The sequence below is a fragment of the Acinetobacter sp. ANC_7682 genome (assembly GCF_056779795.1).
In genome coordinates, this window is sequence record NZ_JBWYIQ010000013.1 from 48406 (window position 1) to 75396 (window position 26991).

Sequence of the window (26991 nt, forward strand, 5' to 3'; positions counted from 1 at the left end):
AATTTAAATAAAAAAAATGACCTACGGTTGGGTCTCATATGGAGTCTTGTTTATGGATGAGAGACAAGTAGAGCAAATTCTACAGAATCCCAAATTCAAAGAAATGGTCAAAAAGAAAAGCACACTGAGCTGGACATTGACAGGCATTATGCTGTTTGTCTACGTTGGTTTTATGCTTTTAGTTGGCTATAACAAAGAATTTTTATTGTCATCGCTTTCAGGTGGTGTAACCACTTGGGGTATCCCTCTAGGATTAGGCATCATCGTGCTGTCTTTCTTGTTATGTGGTGTGTATTCGTACATTGCCAACAATAAGCTCGATCAATTAAACGAAGAAGCTATGCGCGAAGTTGAAGCCATCACTCACGAGAAGGGACTACACTAAGATGAAATGGAATTCTTTACTCACATTTGCAGGGACTGCAATGTTATCTGGATTGGCATTCGCAGGTCCTGATTTAGGTGCAGCAGAACAACAAGCAACAAATTGGCCTGCGATTATCATGTTCTTGATTTTCGTCGGTGCAACGCTGGGGATTACCAAATGGGCAGCTAAACAAACCACAAACACCAAAGATTTCTATACCGCAGGCGGTGGAATTTCTGGTTTCCAAAATGGTTTAGCCATTGCTGGTGACTATATGTCCGCAGCATCGTTCCTTGGTATTTCTGCGATGGTTTTCCTGTCAGGTTTCGATGGCTTACTCTATTCACTTGGTTTCATGGTAGGTTGGCCTATCGTACTTTTCTTGATAGCAGAGCGTTTGCGTAACTTGGGTAAATACAATTTATCTGACGTTGTATCATTCCGTTTACAAGAAAAACCTGTACGCACACTGGCAGCGTTAAGCTCTCTTGTTGTTGTTGCATTCTACTTGATTGCCCAAATGGTCGGCGCTGGTCAGTTGATCAAGCTTCTGTTTGGCTTGAACTATAACATTGCTGTCGTCATCGTCGGTCTGCTTATGATGGCATACGTTATTTTTGGCGGTATGTTAGCGACAACATGGGTGCAAATCATTAAGGCAGTGATGTTGTTGTCAGGTGCTACCTTCATGGCATTTATGGTGATGAAAGGCGTTGGCTTTAGCTTCACCAATATGTTCGAGCAATCGATTCAAGTCTTCTCTAAAGTACATGATTTAACCTTAGATGATGCAACCAAAATCATGGGACCAGGTAGTCTGGCATCAAACCCAATTGATGCGATTTCTCTTGGTTTAGCATTGATGTTTGGTACAGCTGGTTTACCACATATCCTCATGCGTTTCTTCACAGTAAAAGATGCGAAAGAAGCACGTAAATCAGTTGTTGTTGCAACAGGCTTTATCGGTTACTTCTATCTTTTAACTTTCATCATTGGTTTCGGTGCGATTCTCTATGTATCGAACAACCCACAATTCCTTGATATTGCGAAAATGGCAGTAACTGGCAAGCTAGAGCTTGTTGGTGGTAATAACATGGCTGCGGTTCACTTGTCTGATGCTTTAGGCGGTGACTTGTTCATGGGCTTCATTTCAGCGGTTGCATTTGCCACGATTCTCGCAGTTGTTGCAGGTTTAACGTTGTCAGGTGCTTCAGCAATTTCACATGACTTATATGCGAACGTATTGAAAAAAGGACAAACTACACCTGAATCTGAACTTCGTATGTCTAAAATCGCGACTTTAGGTCTTGCGATCTTTGCGATGATCTTGGGTATCTTGTTCGAGAAACAAAACGTTGCCTTCATGGTAGGTTTAGCATTCTCTGTTGCTGCATGTGCAAACTTCCCAGTGCTTGTACTTTCAATGTTCTGGAAAGGTTTAACAACGCGTGGTGCAGTTGCCGGTGGTGTTGTTGGATTAGTTTTAGCGGTTGTACTCATCGTACTTTCTAAAGCAGTTTGGGTAGATACGCTTGGTATTTCTGATACACCAATTAATCCATATAACGGCCCTGCATTATTTGCGATGCCTTTAGCATTCTTCTTCTGCTGGTTATTCTCTGTGACAGACAATTCTGCACAAGCGCAAGCAGAACGTAAAGCATTTGATGCACAGTTTGTACGCTCACAAACAGGTATTGGTATTTCTGGTGCATCAGACCACTAAGATACTGATGATGAAAAAAGCCCCTTTAAGGGGCTTTTTTCTTTACCAAATTTCTATTTTAAATGACATACAATTCATCAACTGTCCGCTATGCTTTTATTCAAACAAAACAATAAAAATAGTTGGAGTTGAGATGAATTTAATATGCCGCGCGATACGTGATCTCGTACGTTTACCATCCGCTTGTCTACTGATTTTGCAGCTGCTGATTCTATTCCTCGCAGTGGTATCAAATCATGATTTGGCTTATCGCTCCATGACTTGGATTCTCGGTGCTTTAGTCCTTCTCATTATTGCTAAAGTCATCAAAATGACCCCAATTTTTAGTGCTGTAGGTTTATTTGGGGTATTAGGGGCTCTCATTTTTTCTTTCTTGATTCTGATTGGATACCATCAAGCCTATATTCAAATTACAGCGCATGTATTTGAAGTTATCGCGTATACGACAGCGGCTTATGGTTTGGTTCGATATATGTTCGAAGACCGCTATTTGACCAAAGATGAATTATTTGCGGCAGCAGCTGTTTTTACTTTAATTGCATGGAGCTTCGCATTTTTATATAGCATCTGCCAGCTATATGACCCACTGAGTTTTAGCATAACGCCTGAACAATCTGTTCAACATAGTTGGTTAGATTTGTTGTTTCTCAGTTTTAGTATTCAGTCGGCAACAGGTCTTTCAGATATTATGCCCTTGAGTCCGCTGGCGAGACTGATTGCCATGATTCAAATGTTTAGTGGAGTCATGTATCTGGCTTTGATTGTTTCGCGCTTAATTGCACTGCAATACATTGCTCATTTGCCAAAGCATCAGGATGATTAAAACAGAACGTTACATCTTGCTAACGGTATTCATCTGCAAAATCATGAATAATAAGTACTTAGATCAAAAAATAATCTCCAACCCTCGATATTGAGTCGATTTTCTATTCTGTTTTTGATGAAACTAACTCGGCTTTGTATGAGGTTGAGGATAAATGATCTCAATTCATATAGCGTTTTATCCAGTTTGAAGCGTTTCACCGAAAAATAAATATATAGGGGAATTATGTCTTCTCAGCATCCTTCATGGTATTCAAATGTAAATCCACGTGTTTTTATCAGCACGGTACTCATCATTTTTGTATTTTTGGCCACTGTGGTGTTATCTCCTAATGGTTTTGAATTAGTTACTCAGCAACTGAACCAATGGATTACGGATTCTTTTAGTTGGTTCTATGTTTTAGCAGTTGCCATATTTCTGATCGTGCTGGCTTATATCGCAATTTCTGACTACGGCAAAATCAGGCTCGGTCCAGATCATAGCCAACCGAGTTACAGTAATGGCTCTTGGTTTGCAATGCTCTTTACCGCAGGTATGGGGATTGGCTTGATGTTTTTTGGGGTAGCAGAACCTGTAATGCATTATGTCTCTCCGCCAGTCGGTGATGGAGAAACGGTTATGGCAGCGCAGCAAGCGATGCGAGTGACTTTCTTCCACTGGGGACTTCATGCATGGGGGATCTATGCATTGATTGGATTGTCTTTGGCCTATTTTGCTTATCGACATCAATTGCCTTTAAAAGTGCGTTCTGCGCTGTATCCGATCATTGGAAAAAAAATTCATGGTCCAATGGGGGATGCCGTAGACACATTTGCCACGATTGGAACAGTATTTGGTGTGGCGACAACGTTGGGTTTTGGTGTAACGCAAATTAACTCCGGCTTGAATTATTTATTTGATGTTCCTCAATCAGCAAGTACACAAGTGATACTGATTATTATCGTCAGTGCATTGGCATCATTATCCGTTTTTCTAGGTTTAGAAAAAGGAATTAAACGGTTGTCTGAGCTGAATTTAGTATTGGCATTAAGCTTATTACTCTTTGTATTCTTCACGAGTTCTACCATTTATCTTTTGCAAACCACAATTCAGAACATGGGTCAGTATGTTTCTAATCTCTTTACCATGACATTTAATTTATATGCTTATCAACCCAATGGTTGGATTGGTGGTTGGACGATTATGTATTGGGCATGGTGGATCTCATGGTCACCATTTGTCGGGATGTTTATCGCACGTGTGTCTCACGGAAGAACTATTCGAGAGTTTATCGTTGGAGTTATTTTGATTCCTACTGGATTTACACTCATTTGGATGGGCTTTATGGGGAATGCTGCGCTCTTCAGTATTATGCAAGAAGGCAATGAAGCACTGATGCTAGCAGTACAGAAGGATTCTTCCGTTGCATTATTCGAATTTTTAAATAGCTTACCACTCGCTTCAATGATGAGTGTGGTAGCAACATCGCTGGTTATTTTATTCTTTGTCACTTCAGCGGATTCGGGTGCATTAGTAACAGACTATTTGACGGCTAAAGGTGAAGGTTCACCGACATGGCAACGACTCTTTTGGACTGTGCTTATGGCGGTATTGGCAATTGTATTATTATTGGTCGGTGGGCTCGGTGCTTTACAATCTGCAACCATCATGAGTGCATTGCCATTCTCCGTCATTATGCTCTTTATTTGTTGGGGATTACTCAAAGCCTTAAAAGTAGATTTAATTAAAATGAATGCTTTGCAAGAAGCGAGAATTACACCTCGAGCAATTCATCAACCACGGAGTTGGCAAAAACGCTTAGGATTGATTATGCACTATCCTCATTCTAAGGAAGAGGTTGATGTATTTATTGAATCTCAAGTATATCAAGCATTAGAGCAAGTGCAGAAAGAGTTCAAGAGAAGACAGTTTAAGGTTAGTGTAAATCGATTGGGTGAAGGAATAGAGTTGAGGGTAGATCATCATGACGAGTTGAATTTCGTATATCAAGTGATGTCACAAAGAACAACGCCACCGAGCTTTATGCCAGATACAATGGTGAATGAGCAGGATTATTATCAGGCGGAAGTGTTTTTAAGAGAGGGTGGACAGGCCTATGATGTAATGGACTGGACACAAGAAGACTTAATTCAAGATGTCATTGATCAATACGAAAGACATTTACATTTCTTAAGTGTAATTCGTAGCCCTGAGTAAATAGTGAATGATTAAAAAAGGACGCATTATGCGTCCTTTTTTGATTCTGTATCTAATAATTTATTAGAAACGGAATTTAGCATTTAAGCCAACAGTTTCAGTATCACGGCTAGAACCATTTTCAGCGTTAGCATTTACATAACTTGCACCAACAGCTACAGCTGGAGTGATGAAGTAGTTTACGTTAGCACCGATAGCTGAGCTTGGAGTGTCATTAAAGCTTGATTCAGTATAAGAAACGCCTGCGCTTAACTGTGGATTGAAGTAAAGGTCAGATTTTAATTGGTAAAGTGTATCTTCACCGTATACTAAACCAGCTTCAAAGCCAACAGACATATTTGTATCAGTGATGCCACCTACATATTTAGTACGAGCTGTGATCGCATCTTGATCTTCAGCAATAGTACCTGCTTCAAGTGCTGAGAATACGCTACCGTTGTTGATTGCTTTGAATACATCAAAAGAGTATTGATCAGCAACGCTTGTATAACCTACAGCAACCAAGAAGTTTGGAAGCAACATTGCACCAACTTCTAATGCATAACGATCGCCGTTACCATCTGCTAATTTAGCAACTTGTGGGTGGTTATATGGATTGGTTGCAGTGAAGTCATTTTTAGCATCAGTTTTTGAGTGGCTATATGACGCGCTTGCATATAAAGGAATAAGTTTAGTTGGGATATAAGCTTCAGCTTTAGCACCGTAGTTGTGTTGCTGAGCTTCAACTTTCTCATTTGCAGCTTTAATATCAGCAGAATATTCACCGAAGTTATAAGCAACAGAAACATTCGATGCTTGATTTAAGAAAGCCGCTTCAGCTAAAGGACCTTTAGTTGAGTCTACATTCTTGAAGTAGTAAGTACCTTGAACAGAACCAGTGTAGTTATCATTGTTCAATGAGTCATCAAAGTATTCAGCAGCGCCTTGTACTTCAACTTGATATGCGTGTGCCCCAGTCATTGCTACTAATAAAGCAGTGGCTAAACTAATTTTTTTCATAATAGTTACCAAATAAATGTCGAATGAATATGCAGTAAATATTGTATTGTAACAATGTATTAAGTCAATGATCTTTAAGGTAGTACTATGCTGGTCTAAGTTTATTTTGTGTGTTATGTCTTGATACAAAAGGATTAAGAACATGAATTTTTGAACATTTTATTCAAAAATAACAAGGTGATATGGATGTTTTTAAGGTTTATTTAGTACCTTAAATTGCATCGAAATTATATAAAAAAAAGATTATTAGAATCGGATAAAACGTACAATAAAAAAGGCAATTTACATGAAATTTAAGCTTTTAGTTCAATTTTAATCCATTTAAGAGTAAAAAATGTGACTTTTTTCACGTACTTGACTATGAAGTGTTAGCTTGGAATAAAATTTCAATTAGTTACGATATTTACAATATAGAATATTTTTCACATAATTGCGTGGTGGTTAACTAAGTTTTTTTTTATATTTAAATAAACTGTGTTTTACCTTTTAGATTTACTTAACATTTTGGTGGTTATTTCACTTATATGCCCAGCTTTCCCCAAGGCTGGGTTTTTTTTTAATTAGATTTTTATGCACCATTATGGTGCATATGGAAGTGTATTCTTTAGAGTTTCTGAGCAAAAAAAAACCTAGTTTTCATAGAAAACTAGGTTTTTTCGCCAAAACTTGAGGGAAATACAGAAATTCTGCTGAGGTATATTTCTATCTCGCCCTAATGTGGGGCATTATGCACCAGCATATTGCACATGTAAATATTATTTTTAAAAAAAGTGTTAAAAATAGACAAAAAATTTGCAAATAAACTGTCAAAATTGAATCAAATACATTGGTCAAATTGGGAGATTGAATTGAAAGGAATCTATGTTGCTGCACTAGTTTTTACTTCTGTTTTTTTATCTGCCTGTCAGGCCTTAGACCACATTAATCCGAGAACAAAAGCATACGATTTGAAAGAAGATTCAATGCTGAATAGCAGTGAATCAAAGAATCAGCATCATATAAAGACTCTATTTAATCAGCATCATATAAAGACTCTATTTAATCAGCAAAATATTCAAGGTGTATTTATCACCTATGATGGCGAACACGTTAAAACCTATGGTTCTGATCGAACAAGAGCAAAAGAAAATTTTATCCCTGCATCTACTTTTAAAATAGTGAATGCTCTGATTGGATTAGAACATCATAAATCAACTCGGTATGAAGTGTTTAAATGGGATGGAAATAAACGTTCATTTGATAGTTGGCAACGTGATTTTACGCTTGGTGAAGCCTTACAAGCATCTGTTGTACCTGTGTATCAAGCCTTAGCACACCGTATTGGACCAACATTGATGCAACAGGAATTAAGCCGAATTCAGTATGGAAATGCAAAAGTCGGGGATCAGATAGATCAATTTTGGTTAAAAGGTCCTCTAGAGATTACACCTGAACAACAAGTTAAATTTGTTTATAGATTGGCACAGTTGTCATTGCCGTTTCGTAGAGATGTACAACAAGATGTAAGGGACATGATGTATGTCGAATCACGTGGTGCGAATAAGCTATATGCCAAAAATGGTTGGGGAATGGATATTGAGCCTCAGGTAGGCTGGTATGTGGGGTTTGTAGAACAAGCCAGCGGTCAAGTCACTGCCTTTGCATTAAATTTAGAAATGAAAAATGGTGATCAAATTCAGCAACGCAAGGAAATCACTTTAGATATTTTAGATCGACTTGGTTTATTTCATTATTTACGTTAAAAGTCATATAAAAGATAAAAAAACCCAGCCGATTGGGATGGCTGGGCTGAAAAAGGATGTTCTGTATGTGGGAGAAACATCCGAGGGTAGAACAAAATTCATTAAGCAAATCTGATATGAATCAGTATCTTTGCGATGTAAGCATTATGGTTTAAAGGATGAGGTTTGTATAATGATTAAAAATTATGCGCATGATCTATTTTTTCGATGCTGATTAAGTGATCAAAATAATCATCTGATTTTAATTCAAAAAAAGTAAATACTGCCAAATATGTCACTTGTATATTGGTGGAAAAATAATTTAAATATTAAACAAAAAAAATTTACGGCATTACAATAGTGTGATATTTATCACATTGTTTCTTAAATAAAAACTTGTGCTTTAAGTGCTTTTTAAACATGGTTATATTGTAAAATATAACTAAGTTCAAAGAAATTTTATAAATCTTACCGCTTTATACGGTCTTTTATTTTAGAGGTAGTTTGGATGTTAAAATCACATTCCGAGCAAATTGGTCGCCGCCTATTTGTGTTCGTGATGATTGTCGTCTTATCTATCCTCTGTATTTCAATCCCATTGGTCATTAGCCATTATCGCGAATATCAGAAATCACAAACAGCATTGATTGAAATTGAAAATCTTCGAGCTGTTGCTGCTATAGCGAACCGTATTTCACGCGAGCGTGGCCCTGCGAACATGGCAATGTCGAGTTCACAAGAAGAGTTTGAAAAAAATAAACAAGCGCTTATTGAGTATCGCGCGGGAGTAGATGAACAAATTAAGGTCTCGATTCATCGATTAGATCAGTCTGGATATGATGGGTTAGAAGAGTACGTCGCTCAATACCTAAATCCAAAATTAGCGGAAGGTCGCAAACAAGTCGATCACTATATTTCGTTGCCATTTGCAGAGCGTACGCCTGAAGCTTTAGATCAAGCTATTCTTACAATGTTTAATGCGTGGGATAGCAGCCATGATTTACTGAAAAAACTGGTAATGCAGTCTAAAAGTAAAGACAGTTCGATGGGGCATTATTACACCATGATTTTGGTGTTAGCAGATTTGCGTGATCAGGCTGGACGTGTTGCTTCAAATGTAACTGCACATGTGACATTTCAGCAGCCGTTACCAAGTGACAATATTGCACGCGCATTACAAACGCAAAAACAAGTTCGCTATTTGTGGGATTTAGTGAATACCATCCAACCCGAACGCCATCGTACAGCTGAATTCGCTCGCTTACACCAAGAAGTGAAAACTCAGTTTATTGATCAAGGTTTACCTATCATCATGCGATTAATTGATGAAAGCCGAAAGGGACAACCTTATTTTTTATCAGGGACTGAATTAAGTGTAGCTGTATCTGGTAAATTCTTAACAGTTATGGATTTACAAGACTATTTGCTCAATAAGAGCGTTGAAATCGCAAAGTCAGAAAAAGACGCGAATCAACTGAACTTCCTACTCACGTTGATAGTCTCTTTAATTTCACTATTGGCTGCTTTATTTACGATGATCTATGTTCAACGTAAAGTTATTTCGCCGCTTATCATGGTGAGAGATAAATTAGTTGAATTGTCGTATGCCAATGCTTTGGTCGATAGTCATTTTATTGAAGATCAGCAGAAACAAGTACATTCATTACACGAAGCGATGCAAAAACTTCAGAAAATGTTGCATCAACGTGATGAGTTTGAATTTGAATTAAAGAATATTGCCAATACTGATAAATTAACAGGTGTTTCAAATCGTTTTGCTTTAGAAGCCTATACCAAACTTATGGAGGCTCAGCCCAATAAGTTTACCCAAACGTGTTTGATGATTGTAGATATTGATTATTTTAAACAGGTTAATGATCAATATGGTCATGTGGCAGGGGATCAAGTCATTCAGCAGGTGGCAAATTGTTTAAGTCATAATGTTCGTTCTACGGATTTGGTCGTACGCTTTGGTGGTGATGAATTTTTGGTGTTGATTGAAAATTTAGACCTTGAACATGGTTTACGTGCTGCAGAAAAGATGCGTAAGAGTATTGGTGATATACAATTTACAGATGAGCAAGGTCAATCATTTACGGTTTCGATCAGTGTGGGTGTTGCGGTAGGTGCTGATTCTTGGAAAGCCTTATTTGCTAAGGCAGACCAAGCATTATTTAGAGCGAAAGCGCAGGGGCGTAATACTGTTTCAAGCTAAGATTATGTGAATATTGGCAGTAGTCACGTCCTCAATTGTCAGTTAGATTTTTTATTAAATTTGCGTAGGAATTTCCTACTTTTGAAAGCACAAAAGTAGGCAAAATGCTTTTTTTTGATTGAGGATATATCCTTATATCCTAATCAAACGGGCGACATCCGGGTCGCTTTCATGTGATTGGATTTCAGTTAAAAATTATTTAGGAATGGCTTTATTTAAACTTTGATAAAGTTGTTTTCTAGTCTCTAATATACTTGCTTTATATTCAGCAGTTTTCTCAATTGAAACAGATTCTTTACGAAAACATGTATAGGAATTAAAAGCACCTACAAGTTCACCGTATCTTCTCAATATTTCTTGTTGATCTTTATAGTCATATAAAAGTAAAAGCCCTTCATTTTTACTTAATAGATTAAAGTCATCAAATAGGTTTTCTCGCAGAGGAGAGAGTCTGTCGCTAATTACTTCTTTATCTAATACAGGCTTTTTAATTTCAAAATCAAATATAGCCCAAATTTTTAAAATTAAATGATTTATTTCCTCTATATCAGAAGAAATTTTTGTTAAAAGATTACGATTAAATTCTTTGTTTTCCTTATTTTGTTGTGCCTTCAAATTTGCCTTTTGATTGAAATAAGTAATGATCCCTGTAATGAGCGCACCTAAACCAATTTTAATAGCTGTATCTAATATTTCTAATAAAGTCATAAGAATAAAAAACGGTGAATGAATCACCGTTTTAGCATAATAAATTATTATTTTGAAACCTCCCTAACCCTCCTTTTCAAAGATGAGGAGCATTAATCCGTAAGGGGGGAGATTATTTCAACATTGGCTTCAAGAATCTCGCTGTATGAGAAACCTTATTATTTGCCACTTCTTCAGGCGTACCTTCGGCAATAATCATACCACCACCTGCACCACCTTCAGGACCTAAGTCCACAATCCAGTCGGCAGTTTTAATGACATCTAAATTATGCTCAATCACCACGATGGTATTACCCTTATTGCGTAGCTCATGAAGAATATCTAAAAGTTTGGCAATATCGTGAAAATGTAAACCTGTGGTTGGCTCATCAAGCACATACAGGGTTTTACCCGTATCACGTTTGGCAAGTTCACGTGCAAGCTTCACACGCTGTGCTTCACCACCTGAAAGCGTAGTAGCAGATTGACCTAAACGGATATAACCCAAACCAACTTGATGCAAGGTTTCTAAACGACGATGAATCACAGGAATCGCATCAAAGAAATGCATTGCATCTTCAACGGTCATCTCGAGTACGTCAGAAATGTTTTTGCCTTTATAGCCGACTTCCAATGTTTCACGGTTATAACGCTTGCCGTGGCAGGCATCGCATGGCACATACATATCCGGTAAGAAATGCATCGCCACTTTAATCATACCGTCGCCTTCACAAGCTTCACAGCGACCACCTTTCACGTTAAACGAGAAACGACCTGCCGCATACCCACGTGCTTTGGCTTCTGGGGTTTGTGCAAACAATTCACGAATAGGTGTAAACAAACCTGTATAGGTTGCAGGGTTTGAACGCGGTGTACGACCAATTGGGCTTTGGTCAATATCTACGACTTTATCGAGGAATTGTAAACCATCAATCGAGTCAAATTTTTCCGCAGTCAGTGTCGTTGCACCATTCAATTGTGTTGCAGCGAGCGGTAACAAGGTGCGGTTGATTAAAGTCGATTTACCTGAGCCCGATACACCCGTCACACAGGTCATCACACCTAAAGGAATGGTGAGATCAACATTCTTTAAGTTGTGACCACATGCACCCATCAGTTTAATTTGCTCATCAGGTTTTGGCGGTTGCACACGCGTTTTTGGCACTTCAATTTTTAACTTACCTGAAAGGTATTTACCAGTCAGAGAGTCCTCATTGGCTGCTAATTCATCGTACGTTCCTTCAGCAATGACATGACCGCCATGCACACCTGCACCCGGACCAATATCAATAATATGATCGGCTGCACGAATGGCATCTTCATCATGCTCAACTACTAAAACGGTATTGCCGAGATCACGTAAACGAACCAAAGTCTCAAGCAAACGGTCATTATCACGTTGATGCAAACCAATCGATGGCTCATCCAGCACGTACATAACGCCCATAAGACCTGCACCAATCTGTGATGCCAAACGAATACGCTGTGCTTCACCGCCTGATAAGGTTTCGGCAGAACGGGAAAGGCTTAAATAATTCAAGCCTACAGAAACGAGGAAGTGCAAACGCTCACGAATTTCTTTAAAAATCTTATCGGCAATTTCACCTTTGGCGCCTTCAAGATTGAGATCTTGATAATAGCTTTCAGCATCGCCAATCGACATTTTGGTGATTTCGGCAATGGTTTTGTCTTTGACACGCACATGACGTGAAATTTCATTGAGACGTGAACCGCCACAAGCGTCACATGCAGCATTCGATAAATACTGAGCTAAATCATCACGTACATAGTTTGATTCAGTTTCACGGTAACGACGTTCTAAATGTGGTAAAACCCCTTCGAAAGCCATCACACGGTTATGACGGCGACCACGTTCATCGATATAGCTTAAATCAATTTTTTCTTTGCCTGTACCGTAAAGGAATTTCTTTTTGGTATCCGCATCAAGTTCATTCCACGGCGTATCAAGAGAGAAGTCGAAATGTGCAGCGACTTTTTCAATCATACTGTAATAGTATGGACGCTGACGATCCCAACCACGAATTGCTCCTTGACTGATGCTGACTTCAGGGTTTGGAATGAGTTTGTCAGAACTAAAATGGCTGCGTGTCCCTAAACCATCACAGACCGGGCAAGCACCAAATGGGTTGTTAAAAGAAAACAGACGAGGTTCTAATTCGGCAACGGCACGGTCACATTCAGGACATGAGTGTTTTGCTGAAAACACACGATCAGATTGTTCGCCTTTCATCCATGACAAAATCGCAATATCACCACCTAAACGCAGTGCGGTTTCAAAACTTTCTGCAATACGGTTGCCTAAGTCATCGCGGACTTTAAAACGATCGACCACGACTTCAATGGTATGTTTTTTCTTCTTATCCAGTTCAGGCGGTGGATCAATTTCCATGATTTCACCGTCTACACGTGCACGGACGAAACCTTGGCTTTGTAATTGCTCAAATAAATTGGTGTATTCCCCTTTGCGCTCACGTACAACAGGAGCAAGTAACAATAAAGCTGTACCTTCTTCAAGTGCTTTAACCGCATCAACCATTTCCGACACGGTTTGTGCCACCATCGGCAAGTCATGCTCAGGGCAGTAGGGTGTACCCACTCGAGCATACAACAAACGTAAATAGTCATAAATTTCAGTAATCGTACCGACCGTCGAACGTGGGTTATGACTGGTTGATTTCTGCTCGATGGCAATAGCTGGGCTTAAACCTTCAATCGAATCGACTTCAGGTTTTTCCATTTGGGATAGGAATTGGCGTGCATAGGCAGATAAAGATTCAACATAGCGACGTTGACCTTCTGCATATAAGGTGTCGAAAGCCAGTGAAGATTTACCTGAACCTGAAAGTCCCGTAATCACCACGAACTTATCGCGTGGAATATCAAGGTTCACATTTTTTAAGTTATGGGTGCGTGCGCCTCGAATACGGATATGACTTTGGCTCATAAAACATCTCGAAAATATGCTGAGTGAAGGTGATATATGATAGCGATTTAATTTTGTTCAAGCACAATTGAAAAATAAAACACGACAAATTATGTCGGTAGAATTTCATTGAACAGCAAAAGTCCAATGTAAAGTGCTTTGAGAGCTCCTGCAATCTCATTTTAAATAGATGAACAAGACAGAATCAATTCGCAAATTTGATGTCATGATGAGTCATAGGATGTTAAATATAAGTGAATTTCGGGTGAATATTGATCAGCAAGCACGTGAATAGTGACGTTCGAAGATAGAGTCCACTTGTTCAAAACACATTTGTCTTTCGATAGCGTGATGTTGACGTGCGTAAAAATTCACTTCTTTTTCTAAGTGTTGAAGAAAATCGTTATATTCGGTTTCGAAATGTTGTAAATCTAGAAAATCAAAACGTATCGAGCTTGAACAAGAATATTGTGCAATGAAGTCGAGCATTAAATTTTGAATATGATGATTGGTAAAATAAATGAGATATGTGGCAGCAGATCCACAGTGTGTACATCCTTTTTCTAAATAAACTTCTTCATTATTTAACCAACAGCATTGTAAAGTGAAATATGCACGGATTGCTTCTGTTCCCAGTGAATGTTGCATAGAAAACCTCAAGTAAATTTTATTTATGATAATGAGAATTATTATCAATAATAATTGTGCTTGAAGTTTGCTTTAAAATCCAGTCTTAAATCCATTTAAATCGAAATGAGCCTGAAAGTCGGCAAAGCAGTTAAGATCACCGACCTTTAATTTGGTTATGCAGGTGATAGCATCATGAGTGATCTAGGCTTAACCATTGACGTTGATGATAGGCACTATCCCAAAATAAATATTCGAGTTCAGCTCCCCGTGTGTAAGCTAGATGCATTTTTTCAATGGTATGTTGATCGCTTTCTGCCGCAACACGGTCAATAATTTCAATGACTTTGCGTACTTCTTCGTTGAAGTGCTCGCCAGCATAAGTGTCAATCCACGCTTGGTAAGGATTATTTGCAATATTACGTTTAAGAATGTCTTTGCCCACTTCCGCATAAATCCAATAGCACGGCAGTAATGAAGCTAAAACGACAGGATAACTCTCTGACCATGCAGTAGCTGTCAGAAATGAGGTGTAATGATGGCAAGCAGCAGTCAAAGGTGTATTTTCAAAATCAGCTTTAGTGATGCCAAATTCGTGCATAAAACCATTGTGCAGTTCACGTTCAACCACAATTGCTTCATTAGCGCCTTGCGTAAATTGAATAATGGCATCGGAGTCATATGCTTTAGCACCACAAATAGCCAATGCTCGACCATAGGCAACCAGGTAATGCGCATCCTGAATGACGTAATGGCAGAAAGCTTCTCGATCGAGTGTTCCAAGCGCCAGTTCTTGGTTAAAAGGGAGTGCTAATGTTTTTTGATATAAATCGTAGTTTCGTTGCCAAACGGCTTCTGAAAAACGCATAAATCCATCCTGAATAAAATCATCTCTATGTACCAGCTAAGATCATATCAATTTGTCGTTACAAAACTAGCTTGAGCGATACATCATCTTCAACAAAAAAATCATACGAAGAACTTTGGATAAATTTTGAAAACTCGTCATAATTAGCACAGTTTAATTGAGTGTCATTTTGCACTAGAAATCAGACATTCAATTTATAGAATTTTTACAAATCACTAAGCACAGACTTCGTTTAATATTCGTCATATAAAAATTCTAAGTTTATGTTTTGTAAAATTTTTATTGATTCACATCATTTTTATAAGGTCGCTAGATTATGTGGAAACATTTTGGTTTCTCTATCGTATTCACGATCGTGTGTCTTGCGCTGTCTGCCTATTGGGGTTATACCCATGGTCCAGAAGCTGGCCTCAAGACCATGTTCACCGTACTGACCATCACTGCAATTTTAGCTGTGATGGAAGTTTCACTTTCTTTTGATAATGCTGTTGTGAATGCTTCAGTGCTTCGTCATTGGGATCACTTTTGGAAAATGCTTTTCCTGACTGTGGGTATTCTCATAGCAGTATTTGGTATGCGTTTAATCTTCCCAATTGTGATCGTCGCGGTCACAGCGGATATGGGCATGATGGAAGTTGTCAATTTGGCATTAAATGACCCTAAAGAATATTCGGCACGACTGATGAATCATCATCCTGAAATTGCAGCATTTGGTGGTGCATTCTTATTGATGGTATTCCTTAACTTTTTCTTGGATGATGGTAAAGACACGCATTGGTTCAAATGGATTGAGCGTCGTTTAGCGAAATTGGCATCTGTACCTGCACTATCTGTATTTGTTGCTTTAGTGGCTTTACTGATCATGGCTGCTAATGTTGATGAAGCTAAACGCTTAGTCGTGACTATGGCGGGTATCTGGGGCATCGTCATTTATATTGGGGTACAAGTACTGAGCCATTTGCTGGGTGGTGAGCCTGAAATTGATGAAAATGGTAATGCAATTGGTCACGATAGTAATGGTGTGCCAACAGGCGTAGTCAAAGCAGGTATCGGTGGGTTCTTGTATTTAGAAGTATTGGATGCATCATTTAGTTTTGATGGTGTGATTGGTGCTTTTGCCATTACTTCAGATGTTGTGGTGATTATGTTAGGTCTTGCGATTGGTGCTATCTTTGTTCGTTCGATTACCATCTATCTCGTTGAGAAAGGCACTTTAGATGCTTACATCTATTTAGAACATGGTGCGCACTATGCAATTGGTGCATTGGCTTTCATTATGATTGCAAGTGGTACAGGCGTACATGTTCCTGAAGTGGTAACAGGTCTGATTGGTGTAGCATTTATTGTTTGGGCAGTGATTGCATCTATTCAATATAAGAAGCGTCAAGCCCTACAAGGCTAGATGAATACATCAAAAAAGCACAGCACAAGCTGTGCTTTTTTTGGCTTAAGGCTTTTACCCTAGGGAAAACAGATGGTGTTGATCTTTATTTCAAATAAAATTCATGCCTGTTCATCAGCCGAATATTCTATAATCAAAGTAGACATAGAAATCACGCGATTACCTAAATTTTATGATGAATGCCTTAGAACGCCGTTCCACATTTGCATTGAGCAGCATTTTTGCATTGCGAATGTTAGGTCTGTTTATGATTGTCCCGGTCTTTTCTGTTGCGGGACAGGCTTATGAATATGCAACACCTGCTTTGATTGGTTTGGCCGTAGGTGTGTATGGTTTGACTCAGGCAATACTACAAATTCCTTTTAGTTTGATTGCAGACCGTTATAGCCGAAAGCCGCTGATCGTATTGGGTTTATTGTTGTTTGCCTTGGGTGGTGCAATCGCAGCAATGTCAGACACAATCTATGGTGTGATTATAGGGCGTGCAATAGCTGGGGGGGGAGCTGTCTCTGCTGTCGTCATGGCGTTATTGGCAGATGTTACGCGTGAAGAAAATCGTATGAAGGCGATGGCAATGATGGGGATGAGTATTGGTCTCTCTTTCGTTATTGCATTTAGTTTAGGGCCATGGTTGACCAGCGTGGTGGGTATTTCAGGCTTATTCTGGGTGACCACACTCATGGGATTACTTGCCATTGCAATGCTATTTCTTGTTCCCAAAACAACACGTCATCATAAAAATTTTCAGCAAGGTTATCTCACTCAGCTAAAACAAGTTTTGAAAATGGGCGATTTAAATCGCTTACATGTTTCTGTGTTTGCTTTGCATTTATTGCTGACGGCGATGTTCATCTATGTGCCTTCTCAATTGATTGACTTTGCAGATATTCCTTTAGCTCAGCATGGTTTGATCTATCTTCCCTTATTGGTAATCAGTTTATTTTTTGCTTTTCCTAGTATCATTCTTGCTGAAAAATATCGAAAAATGCGAGGTATTTTTCTGACGGCGATTACTGGGATCATCGCCGGTTTGATCGTGATGATTTTTGGATTTGAATCGAAATACATTTTGTTGCTTGGTTTAGGTCTTTTCTTTATTGCCTTTAATGTGATGGAAGCACTACTGCCATCTTGGTTATCGAAGGCAGCACCTATCCAATCCAAAGCGACAGCAATGGGTGTGAATGCCAGTGGTCAATTCTTAGGTGCTTTTTTTGGCGGTATACTGGGTGGGCAATTGCTGATGTTAAATAACACTGCTCTAGGCTGGGGGGTACTGACAGGAATTGCCATTCTTTGGCTGTTGATTAGTTTTGGATTAAAGCAGCCACGTTATTTATCATCACTGATTTTGAGTTTGCCCAAAGTCCAAGAAACAGATGAATGGACTTCTCAGTTACTGGCAATTCGTGGTATTGAAGAGGTCGTGGTGATGACTGATCAACAAGTGGTCTATGTCAAAGTTGATAAGCAGCAGTTAGATGACACTGCGCGACAACATTTAACGCACTTGTTGGGTAAAGAGGTAGCCATTTAATCATAACTCTTATAAAGTAAAACATAGAATCGAATAGGAAGATTAGAGCACATGCGCGGCGTGAATAAAGTTATTTTAGTTGGTACTTTAGGTAAAGATCCTGAGACAAAAACATTTCCCAATGGTGGTTCATTAACGCAGTTTTCAATTGCGACAAGTGAATCTTGGACAGATAAAAACTCAGGTGAACGCAAAGAACAAACAGAATGGCACCGTATCGTCTTACATAATCGTTTAGGTGAAATTGCACAGCAATATTTACGTAAAGGTTCAAAAGTTTATATTGAGGGCTCTTTACGTACCCGTCAGTGGACAGACCAAAATGGTCAAGAACGTTACACGACTGAAATTCGTGGCGAACAAATGCAGATGTTAGATTCTAATAATCGTCAGCAAAGTGAAAATGGTGGTGAAGGTTATAATCAACCACGTTTTAATAACAACCAAGGCGGTGGTTATGGCAACCAAGGTGGTTATAACAATAATAATCAAGGTAGCGGTTATGGTAACCAAGCTGGTTATGGTAATAACAACGTTAACCAAGGCTTCCAAAAGCCACAAAATCAACCAGCGCCGAAGCCAATGGCGACAGCACCATCTGATTTAGATGATGATTTACCGTTCTGACACCTACTAGAGATATACTTTTGTTAAATTTTAATGTTTTTTATTATTTAACAATGAATTAAATAGTTAAAAACCCTTTGTATAACAAAGGGTTTTTTGTTTTTATGGTGATATAGTAAAACGTTTGTTCATAGTTGAATTAGGGATAGTTGAATGAAAGACGGGATTATATTTTTAACTTGTGTGCTGTGTAGCAGCATGAGCTTAGCACAATCACCACAATGGACCATGTTTGATCGGGATGATGGGGGCTGGTCATATATTGATAAAACGACTATTAAATCACTCGATCAAGCCTCGCATATTTTTGAAATTGACTATAAATATGTGTATGAACATGGCGTACCCTCATTAAACATCAAACCCAAGGGCTACATACAAGCCGTTCATCAAATTGATTGTCAAAATAAAGCCAGAGCCTATGTCAAAAGCCAGCGTTTTACGCCGCAAGGTAAAGCCGTAGATGATAATAATTCATTCGATACGATTTATTTTGAACCCATGTCAATGCAACTTTCTAAAAATATTAAGTTAATTGAAATGTTATGCATTAAATAAAATTTATTAAAGACTTTGTATAACGCTACAACTTATTGAGATTTGATGCGAATCCATGAGTGATCCTTCAAAGCCTTTTTAAATAACAAGGCTTTGAAGGATAGTTAACCTAAAATTAGAATTTACCATTCATAACGTAAACGGAATAAATGCATATCTGGGGTTTGGAACGTATCATGTGTATATAAACGTTCATAATCAAATCCAAAACCATGGTTAAATCTAGCTGCTATACCAACACCGAGATCACGGCGTTTAAACTCTGAGCCACTGGTATATTCAAGTTGATTTCCCATGATATAGGGCTGAATGAATTTGATACCGTATTCTTCAATCTTGAAGTGCTGTCCCGCATAAAATTCAACGCCATAAGCCTCAGTATTCAGCAATGATTGAAGTTGAAAATCGCTCGATTCACTGTAAGCATCAAAATTTGGAACTAGATTTTTATACCAACCAGCGCCAAAGCTAAGCATCCATTTTCCATCAAAATAAAATAATGAACTTGCCCAAATTTCTTGCTTTAAATCATGTTTATCTTGTTGATTGTTCAGACTAGCATCGTTGTACTTCCATGAGGTCGCCCAACTTAAATTTTTATTTAAATGCACATCAACTGCCAATTCGGCACCATTTTTACGTTGATATTGCACATCCGTATCTGCGACCGTCGTACTATCCTTGAACAAATAGCTGGCATATAAGTTTGCTTTATCCGTTTTGAGCTCATAACGTAAAGTTTTATGAGCTGCTTGCGTACCATCTGTATAAGCGACAGGGCTCCACGTTTGGGGCTGAGCCAAGGTTGAGTAATTCCATAGGTCAGTTTTGGCACCTACAATGTCGTAATAAATACTATAGATTTTTCCAAATTTAACGGTACCGTATGCTGAATCACGCAGACCAATATACGCCTGTTCGGTGGTGATGTTTTCATCAGAAGAACGGTAATGACCGTCCCAATCCAGCATCTTGGGAAGATTGATATAGTTTTGATAGCCTGCAATTAAATGCAAACGTTCATTCCATGCATAATCAGCATTGGCATACATACGGCTATTTGAGCTATAACCATCTCTGCGATATTTCTGATTTTCGTTAGATTGATCGTAATGATCGAAATTTAAGGCTTGTAGACGAATACTACCAGACGTGGTGAGTTTTAAACGATCGGATTCACTCACAATTTGCTGTTCATCAATGAGTGTTATCTCGGCAAATGTAAGATTTGACAAAATAAAGGTGCAGGAAAGCAATAGCTTGTAAAAGCATGGTTTTGACATAGTAACATCCGTGTGACTAGATATGAATTAAGCTGGTGATTCAGCTGATTAAAGCTGAGTAGAAATTAGGTGGTCATTATCGATTTAAAATATCGTTCCAAAATGGAATAGTGGTTGGTGTCTGCAAAACTCAAGAGATGCGTGAATTCAGGCTCTAGTTGCTGCCGAAATTGATAATATTTTTGGCTTTGCCATCTCAGTTCTGGTAACTCATCGAGTCCATACACAATCGTACAGGGCTTAGCAAAGTGCGTAGAATGTTCAACTGGACTTAAGTTTTTAATGTCTAGCTCAGATAAATTTAAAGCCTTGTTTAAATGCGTTTCTTGAATCGGTTTTAGGTCATAGATCCCACTGAGTAATACCGCTGAACAAATCAAGGGATGATCTAAATTTAAAGCAGCCAAATGGGCACCAGCAGAATGTCCAACCACAATGACATTGGGGCTGATCCAAGTTTGTTTGTGGATATAATCGAGCGCTTTGCGAATTTGTAGATTAATCAGATTTAAACTACTTTGAGGCGCTAAATCATATTCAACCAACACACATTGAGCATTTTGCTTTAAAACAAATTCAGCAACAAAGGCAAAATCCCTTTTTTCACACCATTGCCAATAACCACCATGTATAAAAATAACAGTAGTATTGGTGGCAACAGGTGTGGGGAAAAAATCAAGTGTAGATCTTCGCTGAAAGTCGTACTGTAAATCGGCAATATGATGGTGTTGCTTATAAGTCGCTTGGCTCATTTTTTGAAAATCAGATAAGATCTGATTTTCATCCGTCACAGTTTGCGAGTTGTCATAGAGCATGATTTACAGCTCCTTTACTAGGCTTGTTCATTTTCAGTTAATTGATGCTTTAAGGATGATTTCTTCATTTTATAGAAAATGATTAACATCACGATAAAAGGCACGCCAAACTGGAGAGTTGATTTAAATTCTTGCGTAAACCATGTGGTAAGCGTGATTGCAAGAATGGCAAACAAACCAATAAAGGAAATATAACGACTACCAGGAATGCTGTATTTGAGGTGGATATTATTTTTTGCTAAGTTCTTTCTAAAGAAGTAGTGTGTGGCAAAGATCGCCCCCCAAGTAAATAAAGCTCCAAACATGGACAGTGCAATCATGATTGGAAATGCTGATTCGGGATTAATGCTATATACAATACTCGCCACGGCAATACCTGTTGCCGAAAGTAGCAAGGCATTGATGGGCACCCCATTTTTACGAATTTTACCAAACAGTTTCGGTGCATCTCCTGAACGTGACAAACTGAATAACATACGCGTTGAGATATATAACATGCTGTTCATTGCGGACAGTGCTGCCACAATCACAATGAAGTTTAAAATATGATTAGCAAAAGGAATGCCGACAATTTGCATAACAGACACGAAAGGACTGGTTGCACCTGGTGCTATCAATTGAGTCCATGGAACGAGAGTGACAATTAAACTCAGCGATAGTAAATAAAATAGAAATAAGCGAATCGCAGTGCTTTTGAAAGCGTATTTAACTGCTTTTTCAGGATCATTGGCTTCACCTGCAGCAACCGCGATCATTTCGATACTGAGATAACTAAAAATAGAAATAATGACACCAATCCAAACACCTTTAAATCCATTTGGCATAAAGCCATCATGTGCAGTGAGATTGTGAGTTAGCGCTTGATGAGGATTTGGATCTTGCGTCAAAATACCTATTGCCAACAGAATAAACACAATGATGGCAAACACTTTGATCGTCGAAAACCAATATTCAACTAAGCCAAATGCTTTGACACTATAAGCATTTACTGCGAGAAGTACGGTTGAAAAAAACACGATCCAAATACCTGAACCGACATGAGGAAACCAAAGTTTCATATAGTCAGCCACGGCGGTAATTTCAGTGCCTACAGCCAACACGATACATGCCCAGTAGCTATAACGAACTAAGAAACCAGAAAGTGGGTTGATATAATGTTCAGCGTAAGCACCAAACGAGCCTGAAGTGGGGTGTTGTACAGTCATTTCTGCCAAGCAAGCCATTAGTGCAAAAGCAATTAATCCGCCGATCGCATAGCTTAGAATGACAGCAGGTCCTGCAAAACTAATGGCAAATTTACTGCCCATGAATAGACCGGTGCCAATGGCACCGCCTATTGCAATCATGCCCATTTGTTTAGCGGTTAATTTTTTATGTAATCCTGCTTCGCGTGTTTGAATTTTATCGAAGTTACTCATAAGCCCTCCTGGCCATGGTGATGTAAAGTGAGTAACTGAATTAAGTTACTTGACCTCGCACCGAATATTTTTCATTTTTCCATTCTTCATTCAGCATCACTTGTTTAAGATGTTGAACAGCATGCCAAATGTCTTCATAGCTTAGGTACAAAGGTGTGACCCCAAATCTGAGCACGGCTGGCTCTCGGTAATCTCCAATCACACCACGTGCAACAAGCGCTTGGACAATGGCATAACCGTGTTCATGGCAATAACTCACATGACTACCACGCTGTAAATGATCGATTGGTGTAATTAACTCAAAACCAAATTCAGCACATTCCTGTTCAACCAATTGAATAAAGAGATCTGTTAAATTTAGAGATTTTTCTCGGATCTTTTGCATGTCAGTTTTTAAGAACACATCTAAACCACATTCGATCAAACTCATGGACAAAATACTTTGTGTGCCACATAAAAAACGACGAATGCCTTGAGCTGGCTCGTAGTGATCAGCCATATCGAAAGGACGTTGATGACCCCACCATCCTGAAAGAGGTTGCCAAAATTTATTTTGGTGTTTTGCATTTACCCAGATGAGGGCAGGAGAACCTGGTCCACCATTAAGGTATTTATATGTGCAACTTACGGCAAAATCACTTTGGGTCTTGTTTAAATCGATTGGAACAGCGCCTGCAGAGTGGCATAGATCCCAGATGACCAAAGCGTTATATTGATGAATCGTTTGGTTGACTTGTTCCATGTCATAGAAATAGCCTGAGCGGTAATTGATATGTGACAACACCACAACTGCCGTTTGATGGGCTTTCAGAGTGGTTTCTAATTCATCAGGATGTTCGATTAAAACCAGTTGGTAGCCTTTTTGAACAAGGTCAATATAACCTTCAATAATATAGAGGTCAGTCGGGAAGACGTCCTTTTCCGCAATAATCACTTTACGTTCAGGAGCGATTTCAGCTTGGATTTTGACAGCAGCAGAGAGTGCTTTAAATAAGTTGAGTGTGGTTGAATCAGAGATCACCGTTTCGCCTGGATTTGCCCCAATGAGCTGAGCCACCTTATCACCTAACCGAGTCGATAATCCCCACCAATCCGCTTTGTTCCAGCTATTGATGAGATCTTCCCCCCACTCTTGGCTCACCACTTCTTGAGCACGTGTTAAAGCAGATTTAGGGCGTGCACCAAGGGAATTTCCATCTAGATAGATAGTATTCTCAGGTATAGCAAATTCATTTTTTAAATGTTTCAGTTCGTCTTCAGCATCCCATGCTTTGCATTGATCTAAGGTAATCATTTTTATCCTGACTCGGTCCGTGTTATTTCATTCGATTTTATCACGGTAATTTTTAGTATTTATCCGATAATTATGCTTGAAATTGCATGAAAACTGGATAGTATTCGAATTAAATATAAAAAATCAGGATGATATTTAGGAATGAATTTAGACCTCATTGATCATAAAATTTTAAGACTATTACAACAAAATGCACGACTAAGTCATCAGGAATTGGCAGATTTAGTGAATCTTTCTGCTTCAGCATGCCATCGACGTGTCAAAATTTTAGAAAACAATGGAGTCATCGAAAAATACCAAGCAAAAATTAATTATGAAAAATTGGGTATTCAGGTTGAGGCGATTGTCGAAATTAAACTCAATCAGCTGACCGAATCAGATCATCAGCATTTTCTGAGCCAGATTCGTAATTTTGATGAAGTGATCAATGCTTTTATAATTACAGGGGATTCGAATTACGTTCTCTTTGTGGCCACCAAAGATTTAAATGGGTTTTCCCAGTTTATTATTAATAAGTTAAACAAAATTAAAGGTATAGCCAACATTAATTCTAAAATTATTCTTGAAAAAGTGATCGAGAAGACCTTCATGTGATCATTAATTTTTTTATGAAAAGTGAATCCGTATTTTAAAATCAACCTCGAATTGATTTTACAAGCGATGTTTTTTTATGAGTTAAAACACATAAAACTGCTATTATGGTCCATCTTTTTTTTAAAATAATTCTATGAACAAACATTACAAATATATATACACTAAATTTAGTTTTTTTGGTTCATTACCTACATATAAGGTGTTTCTGAATGAACAAAATAAGATCGTAAAATGGGTCTTTGCTGATAACTCTTTTATCTATGGGTATATATCTGATTGGGCATTGAATCATTCTGGTTTAGATGTGGGAAAGGCTACTTGGGCTGAAGAGTCGACATTATTACTAAATAATGAAAAATTTAAACTCAATTTGTATAGGTCTTTACATCAAAAATTTAAAACAGAATTATCTGAATAATTTATCTAGTAACGATAATGATTTTATAGTTTTTGATAAAAATAAATTATTTAGATTGCTATATATCTCAAATTAGCGTACAAATGCACTTGTTGATGCGGGATGGAGCAGTCTGGTAGCTCGTCGGGCTCATAACCCGAAGGTCGTTGGTTCAAATCCAGCTCCCGCTACCAATTAAAAACTAATTTAAAAGTTTACAACCTAATTGCGGTCGATCTGTAGTTAGGTTTTTTTATTAAAGAAAATTAAATCAATTAAATATGTGTTATATTGGTTTTCTAGAATTATAATTTTATTGTTTACTAATTTTATTTTGATCTGATATTAATTACATCTTTCATTCTATTAAAAGTCTATCTTCAAAATTATTTTCTAATTATTCATTACATAATATAGGAAATAAATGATGTCTAATTTAACAACTGGTACTGTTAAGTGGTTCAACGAAACTAAGGGTTTCGGATTTATCGCTGTAGATAATGGTCAAGATGTATTTGCTCATTTTAGTGAAATTCGAGCAAATGGTTTCAAGAATCTAGTCGAAGGACAGCGAGTTCAATTTGTTGTGCAACAAGGTCAGCGTGGCTTACAAGCAAGTGATATTGTAGCTATTTCATGAATACCTCATTAATTGAGGTGAAAGATCAGTTTGAAGTTAAATATGCAGTGATAGGTACATTTAATACTTCGCAGCATGCTTCGAACTTATCTCAAATAAATATTAAATTTATCACTGTTAATAATGAAAATATAAGACCTAGTTTTGATTTAAATTTTCATAGTTTAAATACTGGTAAAATTTATCAGCTCATTTAAATATTAAAATTAAACCATAAAGTATTTTTTATGGTATAATCGTTGTTGATCGAATCCGTAAGCGAAACGGAAGTGTTTAGATAGAACTTAGAATTGCGTATTCTCAATTTATAGATTTTAATATCTATGATGTCTAAACAGTTAACGCAGAGCATGAACTCGCACCATGCCGATCTTAGAAGTCCACAATCTCATTGTGGGCTTTTTATAATTAAATACATGCTAATGTAAAATTGTAATTTGAATTATAGGCTTGAGCCTCTTCGATATCAGAATCCATACTCTCGATTTAAATATTTAATATTATTTTTAATTTTACATGAGCTCATTAATGAGTAAGTGAAAATGAATATCTCTAATGGCTGGACTACAGCAAAAGCAGTGAATGGTGAAACCATTCGAATTAACATTATCCCATTTCATAAAGTTCAAAATACGATGAGAGGGCAAATTCTTGTAGAAGTTTCTAAACAAGTTGAAGTCGAATCAGGTGAAGTATTTGAAATAAACTTAGATGGCCGATCTTTTTTCTTGGGATTTAATAATCTATATAAGATTATGATTTAAAAATATTTTTCATAAATGATGCTATTTTTAGTAGTAAAACCTTTAAAGATCATCAAGATAAATTTAAGAAAGCGATACAAAATCACAGACTCTGGTCTCGAGAGGATATAGTAGCAAGTATCCCAGCATAAAAATAAGAGAAGCCTAGATTCACTATCTAGGCTCTTTTTTTAGGTAGTCATGATAGGTTTATTGATCGAATTATTTTGATTGGTCTTAAGTAAATATACCGTGAATAATCTGAGCACAGTTCATCATAGAGCTTTTAGACTCGTAATTCGAGCGACGTTAGATCGCTACTTGATTTATTTCTATTGATGACCTTGAGTAATTTGATACAAAGTTAATTTTGATTTGTCTAGAGAATTGCTATTCTTGAGCTAGCGCTTGAAAATTTGTGATCCTAGACAGTATCGTGGACAACAAATCCCTCTAAATTCTTAAAATATTTCTGTTCAAAGGCTTCTGGGCTTAACCAGCCGTTTGCGG

The 26991-nt window shown here is 37.9% G+C and carries 22 protein-coding genes and 1 tRNA gene; 14 read left to right on the top strand and 9 right to left on the bottom strand.

All coding sequences use genetic code 11. The features are described 5' to 3' along the window. The first annotated feature begins 52 nt into the window (after positions 1-52). The 4 genes from AC1M9D_RS06975 (at position 53) to betT (ending at position 5112) form a co-directional block, all read left to right on the top strand. Positions 53-385, top strand: coding sequence for a DUF485 domain-containing protein (locus AC1M9D_RS06975; protein ID WP_035265779.1), 333 nt, complete (start codon positions 53-55; stop codon positions 383-385). 1 nt (position 386) lies between these two features. Continuing rightward, positions 387-2093, top strand: coding sequence for a cation acetate symporter (locus AC1M9D_RS06980; RefSeq protein ID WP_481611109.1), 1707 nt, complete (start codon positions 387-389; stop codon positions 2091-2093). Positions 2094-2226: 133 nt separating this feature from the next. Next, entirely contained in the window at positions 2227-2916 is a 690-nt protein-coding gene (locus tag AC1M9D_RS06985) for an ion channel (protein ID WP_481611810.1), read from the top strand. 225 nt (positions 2917-3141) lie between these two features. Further along, positions 3142-5112: a choline BCCT transporter BetT gene (gene betT / locus AC1M9D_RS06990; RefSeq protein WP_481594492.1), complete on the top strand. Its 1971-nt coding sequence runs from the start codon at positions 3142-3144 to the stop codon at positions 5110-5112. 63 nt (positions 5113-5175) lie between these two features. Here betT and omp33-36 read toward each other — a convergent pair whose 3' ends face one another. Next, positions 5176-6111, bottom strand: a complete 936-nt coding sequence (gene omp33-36 / locus AC1M9D_RS06995) for a porin Omp33-36 (protein WP_481611811.1) — start codon at positions 6109-6111, stop codon at positions 5176-5178. A gap of 848 nt (positions 6112-6959) precedes the next feature. Between omp33-36 and blaOXA the strand changes: the two genes are divergently transcribed. Beyond that, on the top strand, positions 6960-7853 hold the full coding sequence (gene blaOXA / locus AC1M9D_RS07000) for a class D beta-lactamase (protein WP_481611812.1): 894 nt from the start codon (positions 6960-6962) through the stop codon (positions 7851-7853). Positions 7854-8340: 487 nt separating this feature from the next. Beyond that, a complete protein-coding gene (locus AC1M9D_RS07005) occupies positions 8341-10047 on the top strand; it encodes a GGDEF domain-containing protein (protein ID WP_481611813.1) in 1707 nt (568 codons plus the stop codon). A 195-nt stretch (positions 10048-10242) separates the two neighbouring features. Here the strand turns inward: AC1M9D_RS07005 and AC1M9D_RS07010 are convergent, their stop codons facing one another. The 4 genes from AC1M9D_RS07010 to tenA all read right to left on the bottom strand — a co-directional run bounded on the left by AC1M9D_RS07010 (position 10243) and on the right by tenA (position 15173). Continuing rightward, positions 10243-10755: a hypothetical protein gene (locus tag AC1M9D_RS07010; RefSeq protein ID WP_035265770.1), complete on the bottom strand. Its 513-nt coding sequence runs from the start codon at positions 10753-10755 to the stop codon at positions 10243-10245. 112 nt (positions 10756-10867) lie between these two features. Continuing rightward, positions 10868-13699: an excinuclease ABC subunit UvrA gene (uvrA, locus tag AC1M9D_RS07015; RefSeq protein WP_481611814.1), complete on the bottom strand. Its 2832-nt coding sequence runs from the start codon at positions 13697-13699 to the stop codon at positions 10868-10870. A 255-nt stretch (positions 13700-13954) separates the two neighbouring features. Then, on the bottom strand, positions 13955-14326 hold the full coding sequence (locus AC1M9D_RS07020; protein ID WP_481611815.1) for a hypothetical protein: 372 nt from the start codon (positions 14324-14326) through the stop codon (positions 13955-13957). Between the two features lie 172 nt (positions 14327-14498). Then, the gene (tenA, locus tag AC1M9D_RS07025; protein WP_481611816.1) at positions 14499-15173 is read right to left on the bottom strand and encodes a thiaminase II; all 675 of its coding nucleotides are present in this window, start codon (positions 15171-15173) and stop codon (positions 14499-14501) included. A gap of 316 nt (positions 15174-15489) precedes the next feature. Here tenA and AC1M9D_RS07030 point away from each other — a divergent pair, with 316 nt between their 5' ends. From AC1M9D_RS07030 to AC1M9D_RS07045, 4 genes are all read left to right on the top strand, one after another. Continuing rightward, positions 15490-16575 (top strand): DUF475 domain-containing protein, encoded by a 1086-nt coding sequence (locus tag AC1M9D_RS07030; RefSeq protein WP_179999088.1) that lies wholly within the window; start codon positions 15490-15492, stop codon positions 16573-16575. 172 nt (positions 16576-16747) lie between these two features. Then, positions 16748-18112, top strand: coding sequence for an MFS transporter (locus AC1M9D_RS07035; RefSeq protein ID WP_481611817.1), 1365 nt, complete (start codon positions 16748-16750; stop codon positions 18110-18112). 51 nt (positions 18113-18163) lie between these two features. Beyond that, positions 18164-18739, top strand: a complete 576-nt coding sequence (gene ssb, locus AC1M9D_RS07040) for a single-stranded DNA-binding protein (RefSeq protein ID WP_092766486.1) — start codon at positions 18164-18166, stop codon at positions 18737-18739. 153 nt (positions 18740-18892) lie between these two features. Then, entirely contained in the window at positions 18893-19297 is a 405-nt protein-coding gene (locus AC1M9D_RS07045; protein WP_143047394.1) for a hypothetical protein, read from the top strand. A gap of 122 nt (positions 19298-19419) precedes the next feature. Here the strand turns inward: AC1M9D_RS07045 and AC1M9D_RS07050 are convergent, their stop codons facing one another. From AC1M9D_RS07050 to kynU, 4 genes are all read right to left on the bottom strand, one after another. Beyond that, entirely contained in the window at positions 19420-20532 is a 1113-nt protein-coding gene (locus AC1M9D_RS07050; protein ID WP_228143081.1) for a porin, read from the bottom strand. Positions 20533-20645: 113 nt separating this feature from the next. Next, positions 20646-21398: an alpha/beta hydrolase gene (locus tag AC1M9D_RS07055; protein WP_180028498.1), complete on the bottom strand. Its 753-nt coding sequence runs from the start codon at positions 21396-21398 to the stop codon at positions 20646-20648. A 14-nt stretch (positions 21399-21412) separates the two neighbouring features. Next, a complete protein-coding gene (locus tag AC1M9D_RS07060; RefSeq protein ID WP_481611818.1) occupies positions 21413-22813 on the bottom strand; it encodes an amino acid permease in 1401 nt (466 codons plus the stop codon). A gap of 40 nt (positions 22814-22853) precedes the next feature. After that, positions 22854-24107: a kynureninase gene (gene kynU / locus AC1M9D_RS07065; RefSeq protein ID WP_481611819.1), complete on the bottom strand. Its 1254-nt coding sequence runs from the start codon at positions 24105-24107 to the stop codon at positions 22854-22856. Positions 24108-24248: 141 nt separating this feature from the next. Between kynU and gigD the strand changes: the two genes are divergently transcribed. The 4 genes from gigD to AC1M9D_RS07085 all read left to right on the top strand — a co-directional run bounded on the left by gigD (position 24249) and on the right by AC1M9D_RS07085 (position 26502). Further along, complete coding sequence (gene gigD, locus AC1M9D_RS07070; RefSeq protein ID WP_092766480.1) at positions 24249-24701, top strand: Lrp/AsnC family transcriptional regulator GigD; 453 nt, start codon at positions 24249-24251, stop codon at positions 24699-24701. A 514-nt stretch (positions 24702-25215) separates the two neighbouring features. Next, positions 25216-25292: transfer RNA gene (locus tag AC1M9D_RS07075), tRNA-Met, on the top strand. Between the two features lie 233 nt (positions 25293-25525). Continuing rightward, a complete protein-coding gene (locus AC1M9D_RS07080; protein ID WP_035267602.1) occupies positions 25526-25738 on the top strand; it encodes a cold-shock protein in 213 nt (70 codons plus the stop codon). Positions 25739-26280: 542 nt separating this feature from the next. Then, positions 26281-26502, top strand: a complete 222-nt coding sequence (locus AC1M9D_RS07085; RefSeq protein WP_035267598.1) for a hypothetical protein — start codon at positions 26281-26283, stop codon at positions 26500-26502. The last annotated feature ends 489 nt before the right edge of the window (positions 26503-26991 follow it).